This window comes from Rhizobium sp. Nf11,1, from assembly GCF_050587665.1.
Classification (GTDB): Bacteria; Pseudomonadota; Alphaproteobacteria; order Rhizobiales; family Rhizobiaceae; genus Rhizobium.
This window is the reverse complement of record NZ_JBOBHU010000047.1, coordinates 1-11,757: the sequence shown is the minus strand read 5'-3', so window position 1 is coordinate 11,757 and position 11,757 is coordinate 1. Positions and strand designations below refer to the sequence as shown.

At 56.1% G+C, this 11,757-nt stretch carries 9 protein-coding genes; all 9 read left to right on the top strand.

The window, feature by feature from the left end; all coding sequences use genetic code 11:
* On the top strand, nt 1–112 hold a 112-nt coding region (locus tag ACQ7C1_RS31250; protein ID WP_430961153.1), incomplete at its 5' end, for a transposase domain-containing protein.
* 18 nt (nt 113–130) lie between these two features.
* Entirely contained in the window at nt 131–406 is a 276-nt protein-coding gene (locus tag ACQ7C1_RS31245) for a hypothetical protein (RefSeq protein ID WP_430961152.1), read from the top strand.
* A gap of 1,463 nt (nt 407–1,869) precedes the next feature.
* Nucleotides 1,870–2,757 carry a SctD/MshK family protein gene (locus ACQ7C1_RS31240; RefSeq protein WP_430961151.1) on the top strand — a complete coding sequence of 296 codons (888 nt, stop codon included), beginning with the start codon at nt 1,870–1,872 and terminating at the stop codon, nt 2,755–2,757.
* Between the two features lie 537 nt (nt 2,758–3,294).
* Nucleotides 3,295–5,412: a type III secretion system export apparatus subunit SctV gene (gene sctV, locus ACQ7C1_RS31235; RefSeq protein ID WP_430961150.1), complete on the top strand. Its 2,118-nt coding sequence runs from the start codon at nt 3,295–3,297 to the stop codon at nt 5,410–5,412.
* A gap of 9 nt (nt 5,413–5,421) precedes the next feature.
* Complete coding sequence (locus tag ACQ7C1_RS31230; RefSeq protein ID WP_430961149.1) at nt 5,422–5,961, top strand: tetratricopeptide repeat protein; 540 nt, start codon at nt 5,422–5,424, stop codon at nt 5,959–5,961.
* 1,774 nt (nt 5,962–7,735) lie between these two features.
* Nucleotides 7,736–8,422 carry a response regulator gene (locus tag ACQ7C1_RS31225; RefSeq protein ID WP_430961148.1) on the top strand — a complete coding sequence of 229 codons (687 nt, stop codon included), beginning with the start codon at nt 7,736–7,738 and terminating at the stop codon, nt 8,420–8,422.
* A gap of 27 nt (nt 8,423–8,449) precedes the next feature.
* The gene (locus ACQ7C1_RS31220; protein ID WP_430961147.1) at nt 8,450–9,907 is read left to right on the top strand and encodes a type II and III secretion system protein family protein; all 1,458 of its coding nucleotides are present in this window, start codon (nt 8,450–8,452) and stop codon (nt 9,905–9,907) included.
* Complete coding sequence (locus ACQ7C1_RS31215; protein WP_430961146.1) at nt 9,904–10,467, top strand: CpaD family pilus assembly lipoprotein; 564 nt, start codon at nt 9,904–9,906, stop codon at nt 10,465–10,467. The genes ACQ7C1_RS31220 and ACQ7C1_RS31215 overlap by 4 nt, the downstream gene beginning before the upstream one ends.
* Nucleotides 10,468–11,002: 535 nt before the next feature.
* On the top strand, nt 11,003–11,446 hold the full coding sequence (locus ACQ7C1_RS31210) for a pseudoazurin (protein ID WP_430961145.1): 444 nt from the start codon (nt 11,003–11,005) through the stop codon (nt 11,444–11,446).
* The last annotated feature ends 311 nt before the right edge of the window (nt 11,447–11,757 follow it).

The window sequence follows — 11,757 nt, the reverse complement described above, 5'->3', positions numbered from 1 at the left end:
GTGGCTCGCCGATGTGCTCGCGCGCATCGCCGACATGCCGATCGCACAGCTCGAACAGTTGTTGCCGTGGAACTGGTCTTCTTCGAAAGTGGCTGCCGACAAGGCTGCCTGACCGAAAATTGGACCGACAATGGGATACCGCAACACTTCTCTCTACACGCTCAAATACGTGGCCGAAATGCTCGAGGAGGACGAGGACTTTCTCCACGACTGCTCCATCGGAATGTTCTCCGAGGACGGGCGACTCAGCGCCTACGACAGCTTCCCAGCCTCAGAATTGAGCGAGCCCATCGTTGTCTTCACGGAAGATGGCATCGATAATCTTCGGCACATCATCAACGTCCGCAGAGAGATGGGTGACGCACCGCCCAAGGCTGTCACAAAGGCCAAAGGTTCGGAGCAGTAATACCCGCGGTCCTCACCGGACGGATACTTTGATCCGGCACAGGTTAACGAAGCAGGAAGAAGACAATATTGGGTGAGGACACGCCGCCGGCGGCTTAAGTAGCGGAAACTCTCCCTAACGCACGGCGCGTCCAACGACAGCAATGTTCGCCGTCGCGCTTCAGCCAGTCTGTCAGCACTGCGCGGCGAGACTATGCTGGGGCCGAGCATGCTGAGCACGCCTGTGAGCTGCTGGTCCGCCGATGGCGACCAAGAAGACCGAAGCGGAGCACGGACCCGACAAGGTGGAACGGCTGCAAAGCCTATGATGGCACTTTCAATCTCAGCGCGGCTCTATGCAACGTGGTGGTCGGTGTCAATATAGCACCTAAGCGACAAAGCGCTTGGTCGATGTTATGGATTCACCAGCATGCATTCGGCATGCGGCGACTTCTCACCGAGGCTGCCGCTCGCCCGCATATTCCGATGAAGCCGGCCATTTTTGAAGCTTTTAAAGATCACGACATTTGATCCGGTGTCTGCAGTAGAAGCGCACGCCCTCACCACACTTCCGCGAGAAAGTGACGTTAGATCGAAATCTGCTTCAACAGGAGACGTCAGATCGCCCGCAGCCGTGATCTATCACGGCGCTATTTTTTTAAAGCTCGTCAGCTTGTCGAAAGGTGACGACTTTAGTTTGAGGAGGTGGATGCAGAAGACAGCATCGCCGCCCATTGACAAATAAAGATAAACGCCGGAGTACCTGATGGTCGCAGTAAATGGAAGTAGTAGCTTCGGTGCTCTCTTGGCCCGTACAGGAGGTCATGAACGTTCGAACCGACAACCGTCGCACGCACCTGATCATAAAAAACCGGCCGATCCTAGCGCGCAGCCAGACCCCAAGAGGTCCGAAAGGGCGCACGATCGCACGGACATTCCGCCCAATTCTGGCGACGGCGGGGCTGCATCTCAACAAGAAGCCTTTCAGCTGGCTCTCAACGCCGTAGCGTTAACTATCATGAACGATGTCATGGCTGATGCCGAGGAGGCTATGGCAGAGACAGAAGAGGATACCTGATGCTGGATAGATGGTCCTCGTCAGGAACCGGCGTGTCGTTGATGACGGCACAATTGAAGAAAGGAAAGCAATATGTCAAGTAAAATTGGGTCTAATAGTAGCAAAGGTAGTTCAGGCGCCGCGGGCTCTACAAATACAAAGGCCAAGAATGATGGGGCTGATGCGTTCAAAGCTCAAATGGAGGAGCTGGCGGCGGTTAGCACCGAGGCTACGAATAGGAGTATGTTGCTGCGCACTGTTACAACGCAACTCTCGACGGTCAAGAAGGTCGCCGACGAGCGCGTTCAATAATGTTTGAAGCGTGACTTACGTAGTCTCGATCGCACCATTTGGTAACGCGATGTGGAACTGAAATGAGTCGCACGGCAATTGCCGTGCGGCTTCTATCCTTGTCTGGAAGAATATCCTTGAGTGACACGATTTCTCTTCATTTCGAAGTCCTGTCAGGCCTCTATTGCGGGCTGACCGGTGTACTGTATCCAGAAGCGAAAGTAATCGGTAGTGGCCTCGACGCCGACATAATCTTTATCGAGCAAGGATTAGCGCCTCAACATCTTCGCATCACTTTTCTTGCAGATTCGATCGATGTCGAAACCCTCGCAGCCGGAATTAGCGTTCAGGGCAAAGGGGATATTGCCGCCGGCGAGCGTGTTGTGCTTCCTCTTCCGGTCGTGATCGACGTAGGCGCGATGTCCATGCTCTGGTCGGCAGAGGGTGCAGCGCCCGCTGAATCAGTCGACACACCACGCCTCTCGATCCGCATACTGGCCTTCGTACTATTGGGCTCCGTCGGGATCGGCGCGCTCTCAATGATTTTCTCCTACTACGTTAGCGCCGATGTATCGAGCGCCAATTCACCTGCTGCTATCCCTAAACCCAAGCTGACTGAAAACGCTGACAATCAGATGGCTGTTGCAGCGGCCAGAGATCTGCAACTGGAAGCGGCTAGAGCGGGCCTGCTCAATATTAAGGTCGACTGGGCCAAGGGGGTTGTTACAGCTGAAGGCACCGTCTCGTCTGCATCGGCTACCAGTTGGCAGAAGGTTCAGGAGTGGTTCGATCATCGCACGAATGGAGCTCTAACACTGGTCAATAAAGTGATCACCAAAGAGGAGAAGGCGCCGTCGGCAATCGCGATTGAAGCGGTTTGGCGCGGGTCCTCGCCGTATGTTGTTATTGACGGAGAGAAGTACTTCGTCGGCGCCCTTTTGGATGGTGGATGGACAATCGATCGGATCGAAGACAGCCGCGTGCTGCTGAGCCGGAATGGCCACGTTGCTTCTCTCCCCTATTAAGTGCTTTCCGGTTCGCAGGCTTAGGAGAACTCCAATGCTCAAGCTGCCCCACCTGCCCTGTTGCACTCGGTATCATCCGGAAATGCAGGAATAAATTGTTGTCCCGTTACGGCGGGTGCTCCAGCTCCAGCAGATCGGGCCCCAGCTTGATCAAGGGCGAGACGATAGCGGCGCAGGACCCAGCGTGAACGACGAAGGTCTCCGAAGCAGGTGGTGTCGCGCGCTTATCCCCAGGCAAGGCGCGATTTCCTGTGCTCCCTCTTTTACGTCTGCCTCGCATGTGGAAAGAGCGCAGGAAACTTGCCCCGGTTGCGGCACCTACATCCGATCATTTTCGGGATGTTCAACTGCTGCGACTTCTCGCCTCTGCGCTCGTAACGGCCGATGTTGGCGGTGGAGCCTGACGGGCCTGGACACGCTGTATACACCCGGGGCCACCGCTTTCGCAGTCTCAGTCTCGAGCGTCGCCATGCGCTGGTGGACCTTCGAAAGCTGCGTAAAAGCAGAGCAATTCTCAAACGATAACAAGGGGCCTCCATGGGTAATATCATTCGTAACCTCATCGAGCGCGCGCCGGCCAGCCCGGACTTAATGGTTGCGCTGATGCTGCTTGTGGCAGTGGCTATGATGGTGATGCCAGTACCAACCGCAGTGATCGACACACTGATTGGCTTCAATATGGGTTTGGCCATACTGCTGCTAATGGTTGCTTTGTATATCAGCACACCCCTTGAATTCTCTTCTTTGCCAGGCGTCATCTTGATTTCCACGGTCTTCCGTCTGGCGCTCACCATCGCAACGACGCGATTGATCCTGGCCGAAGGCGAGGCGGGCAGCATCATCCACACGTTCGGCGATTTCGTAATCTCAGGCAATATCGTCGTAGGTATCGTCATATTCCTAGTCGTGACCATGGTGCAGTTCATGGTCCTCGCGAAGGGCGCTGAACGCGTAGCAGAAGTGGCCGCCCGCTTCACGCTCGACGCCCTGCCGGGCAAGCAAATGGCGGTCGACGCAGAGTTAAGGAACGGCGATATAGATGCCAGCGAATCTCGCAGGCGGCGCGGCGCATTGGAGAAGGAAAGCCAACTTTACGGCGCTATGGACGGCGCGATGAAGTTCGTGAAGGGTGACGCGATCGCCGGGCTCGTCGTTATTTTCATCAACATGCTGGGTGGGATTTCGATCGGTTTGCTTTCGAAAGGTATGCCCTTCGGCGAGGTGCTGCGACATTATACCCTTCTCACCATCGGTGATGCGCTAATCTCGCAGATCCCGGCCCTGCTGCTCTCAATTACCGCGGCGACCATCGTCACTCGTGTAACTGGGGCCGGGAGCCTCAACCTTGGGACCGACATAGTTAATCAACTCACGGCGAGCAGGCGAGCATTACGGTTGGCGGCTTCCGTCTTGGTTGCGATGGGGTTCATTCCTGGCTTCCCTCTACCCGTCTTTTTTATCTTGGCCGCGGTATTCGCCGCGGCAAGCCTTCTCAAGGGTGATGTGCTGGGCGCCGGCGGTGTCGATGCTACACCTGCAGCTCCAGTGGAGCCTCAAAACCAAACGATGCCTGCGGAGGCATGTCCAATCGCTCTCTTCCTTGCGCCGAACGTCATGCAAGCCATCGACCAGGTCGAACTAAAACAGCATATTGCACGCGTGTCGCAATTGGTCTCAGCCGATCTTGGCATCATTGTTCCCCGCATCCCTGTTGCGGTCGATCAGCAGCTGCCCGAGTCGAAATTCAGGATAGATATCGAGGGCGTGCCGGTAGAACAGAATCTGATTGATTCGACACAGCTAATGCTTAAAGACGATCGGGCGAACATTCAGTCGAGCGGCATCCCCTTTCGCCAAGATTCTGAAAAGGACATAATCTGGGTCGAACAATGCCATGCGCAGGCTCTTAAGGCTGCCAGCATCCGACATCATCGCCCCAGCGAACTCCTCGCGTTGCGTGTGCAAGGGGCGTTAACCCGCTATGCACCGCGCTTGGTCGGCATTCAGGAGACCAGCCAATTGTTGGGGCGGATGGAGCAGGAATATGCTGATCTGGTAAAGGAGGTGCTGCGCACGACACCGATTCCTCGGATTGCCGACGTACTGCGCCGTCTGCTGGATGAAGGTATCCCGATCCGCAACACCCGCGTTGTCTTGGAGGCATTGGCCGAACGGAGCGAACGTGAGCAAAATGTCGCCCTTCTCACCGAGTACGTTCGTTCTGATATGAAGCGGCAGATCTGTCACCGCTATGCCAATGAACACGGAATCGTGCCCGCGTTCATCATCGAACGTGAGACTGAGGATGTGGTGCGCAGCGCGGTTCGGGAATCGGCTGCGGGGCCCTACCTCGCCCTAGAGGATCGGCAAAGCGAAGCACTACTGTCACAGATGCGTCAGATCCTATCCAGCACAGCGCCTGATCAGACCCGGCCTGTCGTATTAACTGCAACGGATATCCGACGCTTCGTCCGCGGCTTTCTCGCACGAAATCAGATTGATCTTGCTGTGCTGTCTTACCAGGACCTCGCGCCCGACTTCACCATCCAGCCCGCCGGATCCGTTAAGCTCCGCCTTGAAACAACAGTGGACCGTCAGGGGCTCGCGATTTCCGCATTGCCGCAAGTTGATAGCCAAGACCTCGATGATAGGTGAGAACTGAAGATGACTTCGCATAAGAATACAGTCGCTGCAACATCAGTTTCATTTCGATTGAACTCAGTCCTCTTCGCTGTACTCGCCATCCTGCCTCTCGGCGGTTGCGCCAGCTGGAATAAGCCAGCTCTTTCGGTGAAGGAGACGTCGCCCCCAGCGTTGCTCGGCGCCAATCATATCGACCCGGCAATGCGCGAACGCATATTGAGCGCAGTTGGTAAGATTTCTGAAGAGCAAGCGTTACACAATCTGAAGCAGCATCCAGATAATGTTGATGCGGCAATCAGTTTTACCAAGATATTGCTGGCGCAGAAACGAGAACATGAGGCGCTTCAGGTACTCGACGGAGTGCTTGCTACGGATCCAAGTAATCTGCGTGTATTGAACGCGAAAGGAGTTGCCTTGGATCTTCAGGGCCGGCATGACGCCGCACAAGTACTATATCGGCAAGCTCTCAAAGCAGAGCCAGACAATCAGATGTTGCAACACAATTTGAACCTGTCCTTGGATACAGACGGGAAGTCCGATCCACGTGCGTTGGCACCGTAGCATAACTGTGCGCAGCACAGCCTCGATGCGCATGTCGAAAGTGGTTGAAACGGGCCCTTATTTATCAGATAGAAGCCAACTAGCTCTTTGCCAAACCGGCTTGCCTAAACTACCTTCCTTGTCGAGCAGCCAGCATTTGCCGGTGCTCCGTGTGGGCAAACGGATGACGCGGGTGAACGCTGTGGAAAGCTTGCCGCGGTAATTGCAACGCAAGCGTCCTGCCGCTTCCGATTGTAGCCCCGCTTTTCATTAGACTTAACGTGATAGGCGGTGAAGGCGGCGTCATACAGCGTTGTCAGCTGACGGGCATGCATCGGCCCGCCCGCGTGGGATTTCGACTGACGCGCTTGGAAGACGGCCCTTTGCTCATCAGCAAGATCGATCTGCAAAAGTTCGTCCAAGCGCGCGAGTAGCTGGCCCAGGGTCTCCGCCGAGGCCGGCCATGGAGCGATGGCTGGCAACTCCGGCTGCAGTTCTAGGAGGTGGACGACCTCTCCGCAGTGATCCACGCACCGTCTTCGATCTGGCCCAACAGATCTAATGGAGGTCGGCAGTTGTTCGGTGGTCGCTTAGCTTTGCGAGCAGACCGTGCGACACCGACGCAAACTCCGATAGCCTCTCTAAGACCCCTTCCAAATCGGCGCAGCGCTCTGGCTCGAGCTGCCGCCCCCTTGCTCAACATTACAGCTTCGTCCGTCGAGATGAATGCCGGGAAAACGTCGTCTATGGAGGTTGCCAGCGGACGAACATGCCCGTTCTGACGCGAGAGGATTTCCCCGACGGGTGCTTCGAACCCGTTCGCCTGCGGGCTCGTCTTGACTTGCACGGGAGCGATCTGCGATTGCAGGTGCATGATCGTGGTATCGATTAGCCAGCCGGTGTGCAACTGTAGCGTGGCCTGATGGAGTACAATGCGGAGCCAGGCAAACTTCCGCACGATGACGCGCGTGCGGCCCAGTTTGCTCAGAGCATGGGCGAGAGAAGTCCCGCTTTATTGGTCAGACCGCCGCGACGTCGCCCGTGCCTTAACTTGCGGCTAAAGGTTTGGCGGATCTTGCTTTGCTCGCCGACAATCCCGGAACTGCGCGCGTGCCTAACCTGCGCAAATATGTTCATCGCGTTTGCGTCGAATAGACGGACTTAATTGCTGATACAGCACTAGGCCAAGCCACGCGCCAAGTGCCGGTCGTTAAGCAACAATGCCCGTTGCCATGGGGCGAATGGCTTTCGTATTGCCGGCGACGGTATGGCGCGCTGTTGCGGACGATTTTTTCGCCCGGCCTCCAAATAGCCCTTTCCGTTCGGCCGGTTTCGACCAGCAGCCGCATCCCGTCGGGATCGATCCCGCTGACCAGAAGGCTGGCGTACAGCCCCGAGCAGCGTGTGGACAGCAGCTCACGCTGGGATAGAGCCTGCGGCATGCATCCACCCCCTGAATGTAACTGATTGAAAGAATGGATTTTTCTAAACCGCTTCTCGAAGATAGCCCTTTCAGCCATCCGAACGATGGGCACCTGGACAATGCCGGAGCTCGTAGACCTTGGGCCGCACTGAGGAGAATTGATGCTAGAAAAAATCATCAGCGAGGTTGGTAGTGTTTTGGGCCCGCCGACCGACGGTTCCGATCCAATAGTCTTCACATGCTGCTGCCCGCGAGCTTTTCGGCGTTTGCATGCTCGTGCCAAGGCAACGAGTTGCGTGAATTCTGCTGTCACCTTAGCTCAATAGCCGGCGGCGACCTGCTCCGATTCTTCAAGTTTTATTATGAGGCGAAATGCGAACGCTACTCGTTGATCATCATGCGGAACTTGCACGCGCGGTACTTGCTGCGCTCGCGGATAGCGGGTTTGCCGTTGATGTAGCTTGCACTCTCGAGGAGGCCTCGTATGCATTTCATTGTGCGAGCTATGAAATTCTCCTGCTGGAGTTGGTTCTGCCCGATGGCGACGGCTTAGGCTGGTTGAAGCAACTAAGAAGCGAGGGCCACTCAGTTCCCGCCGTCGTTATGAGCTGCTTCGACGATCGCGAGAAGCGAATTGCCTCTTTCAATGGTGGCGCGGACGATTTCCTGCGCAAGCCCGTCTCTCCTGTTGAGCTCATCGCTAGAATGCGGGCCATTCAGCGCCGGGCGATACAGTTGACCGATCCCATCCTTGTATTTGGAAATCTCAACTTCGACCCAATCAGTCGAGCGCTTACCGTTGCAGGTGATCGGCTGACGATCGCACGTCGGGAGCTATGTATTCTTGAGCATCTACTTAAGCGTGCCGGCCGCATCGTGCCGCGTGCGCAGCTGGAAGGTCACCTCTATTCGTTCAACGAGGAGGTGACTACCAACGCGCTCGAAGTCGGGATTTATCGCTTACGTGGACATCTGAGTAGGTCAGGTGCGACGCCACAGATAAAGACTGTCCGCGGCATTGGCTACATTCTTGAATTGCCTGGCGCGGTATCAGCATGATTGGTCGAATATGAAAGAAAGACTGCCTTGAATATTGTTCCAATTCGTCATCCTGACACCCATCGGCCGCTGGCTCTCATCGAAGGACCGAGGCCCCCTAGTCGTCTTTACTTGGGCCCTCTCATCTGCGCGCTCATGCTGTTATCTCCGCTTTCTACCGCGGCCCAAAGCAGCGGGGATGAAGGGGCGCTGCGTGCCACTTCCAGTAGTATCAATGCCACGCTAAACCTCTCCTCTTCGCTCGGCCAGACAGTCCGTCTCCCCGCGCCAGCCGCGACGATCTTTGTTGCCGACCCGACGATTGCGGACTACCAGGCACCCTCGAGCGAAACCATCTTCGTCTTTGGCAAGAAACCCGGGCGGACTACCCTGTTCGCCTTGAACGACAGAGGCGTGGCTCTCGCCCAGATGCAGATCATCGTTACGGATCCAATCGGCGAGCTGCGAGCCATGTTGAGGGATCAGGTCGGAGACTATCCGATCCGTGTCAAGTACACCCCGCGCGGCGCGATTCTTAGTGGTACAGCGCCCGATGCCGAAGCAGTCGACACTGCGAAAAGAATTACCGAGCAATTCCTCGGTGACGGTGCGCAGGTGGTCAATAAGATCAAGGTCGCAGGGTCGCTGCAGGTGAATCTCAGTGTGCGGGTAGCGGAGGTCTCCCGTGGCGCGATGAAGGAGCTTGGGATTAACCTGTCGGCCCTCGGGCAAATCGGAAGTTTCAAGGTGGGTTTGTTAGGCGGCGGCGGTAGAGGCGCCAGCTCTGGTGCCGCTAGTGGTGGTGGTACAGCAGAAATTGGATACAATGATGGTAATATCAACATCGGCGGGGTTCTCGACGCGCTGGCCAAGGAGCACGTCGCTTCCATCTTGGCGGAACCGAATCTCACTGCGATGTCCGGCGAAACCGCCAGCTTCCTCGCTGGCGGGGAATTCCCCGTTCCTGTCCCACAGGAAAATGGGCAAGTCTCAATTGAATTTCGTCGCTTCGGCGTTAGCCTGGAATTCCTACCCACCGTTCTCAGCAACAACCAGATAAATATTCGCGTAAAGCCGGAAGTCAGTGAACTCACGTCACAAGGTGCCGTTCAATTCAGCGGAATTTCCGTGCCCGCAATTTCTACCCGCCGAGCCGATACAGTCGTTGAACTCGCCAGTGGGCAGAGCTTTGCAATTGGTGGGCTCATCAGGCATACCGTAACCAATGATATCAGTGCATTTCCCGGACTCGGTCAGGTGCCGATCCTTGGCGTCCTATTCCGTTCGTCGTCGTTTCAAAAAGAGGAGTCGGAATTGGTTATTCTGGTCACTCCTTACATCGTCAGACCAGGGTCAAACCCGGACCAGATGAGCGCACCCACGATGGCGTCGCCCTTGGATGGGGGGGCCACTGGATCGAATTCGCTACGTCTGCCGCGGAGCCGCGCTACTGGCCGCACTGGCATGCCAAGCGGCAAGAGCAGTGTCGGCTTTATCATCGAATGACGTTCCGGGTCAAAGTTCACCTAGCCGCTCTAACAGCAAGCCTGAGTGGCTGCGCAAGCCCGCCGATCCATGTCGAGCCATCGACACCCATCATAATCCAGCAGGAGACCAGCGTCTTGATTCTAGAGAGCCTTCGCGCCTCCGAACTGCAGCGCTTGCGTATTTTCCTTGGGAGGGCCAGCGGTGGTCGGCGCGACGCACTTCATCTGCTAATCAGCGGGTCGCCCCCGCTCAGCACAGAGGCAGTGCATCAGGCAAAACAGATGGGCATCTACGCTTCCAATATTCAGTTGTTTAACCAACACGAGGGCGGCCATTCAGCGCGAATAGAGGCGATCGTCTATGATGCGAGACCTTCTGACTGCCCGTCATTGTCCAGCACTTTGCCCAATGACGTTGACCAGCCGCTGGGCTGTTCGACGCGCCATAACCTCGCGGTGATGGTCAACGATCCGCGGGATTTGTTCGGCAATCAAGTTATCAAGGCAAGCAACGGCGAGCGCGCGGCCATACCAGTTGCCAAATACAGGACATTCACGGCAGACAAAAATGAAGAATAACCCGCGGCTAATGCCGGGAGCTGACCTGCGTTTGAAGACATGAACCTCTACCGGCAAGTGACTAACAGCGTCCTTGACCATTACTGTCGCAGCTTCAACTTCCCCAACGAATGGGCGACCGGTGTTGTCGCCGATGACTGCTGTACGGGAGGAATCATCGTCAGTCCGATGATCAGCCCCTCGAGATACTGCAAAGTAGTTAAGACCGACAGCCGGACTTCCACAGCCGCGCCAGAAGCCGATCCAGTGCCCGAGAGCCGAATAGCAAGGTTGAGCGCCCATGTCGCCGAGGCGAGTTTGACGCCATGCGCGACCGCAAGATGAGACGCGCGAAAACGCTTGCCGTAATGGGAAGAAGGATAATTGTTCCTGGTGCTTCGGTTCCCTACCCTTTAGCATGGCCCGCCCGGTCGCTGACAAATATCATCCTCCGGCTGCTTTTCCTCTCGATTTGACGAGCATCAAAGAAGCGGGCGCAGCATGTCTTAAAAGGTGTTCAAGGGGCTAAACCGACTTGAGAAACAGGAGACATGCAATGCGTTTGAAATTCTGTCCGATCGCTGCTACGGCAGTCTTGATTGCTTCGGCCGCGCCGTCGATGGCGGCCGACCATCAGATTCAGATGCTGAACAAAGGTGCGGATGGCGCAATGGTGTTCGAGCCGGGCTTCCTCAAGATCGCTCCCGGCGACACCGTAACCTTCATTCCAAAGGACAAGGGCCACAATGTCGAGACCTTCAAGGGCCTCATTCCCGACGGCGTCCCTGAATTTAAGTCCAAGTCGAGCGAGCAGTACCAGACGAAGTTCGATGTTCCGGGCGCTTACGTGCTGAAATGCACTCCGCATGTCGGCATGGGTATGGTCGCGCTGATCCAGGTTGGCGATAACCCGGCCAGCCTCGACGTGATCAAGAACGCGAAAGTGCCGAATATGGTGCGCAAGCGGCTCGATGCCGACCTTGCGCAGATCACGCAGTAATTATATCGGCACTGCGGATGGCGGCGCTCGCCTGCCATCCGCCACCGGCTGTAAGATGAGCCAGAAGCGCAAATTCTCTATTTCCTGAATTCTTGTCTGGGCTCTAATAGGTTGATTGATGGAAGGCCCGTCGATCCGGGCCCCAGCGTTCTGAAGACTGCCTCGACCGCATTTGCGACGGTGTGAACACGCCGGTCGTCACCATTCCTGGCCATCGTCAAAAAGCCGACCGAAAGCCCTCCATTTAGAGCGGATCATTGCTTATCGGAATCGGTTCTGGATTCCCAAATCAGCAGATTTGTGATTCATGC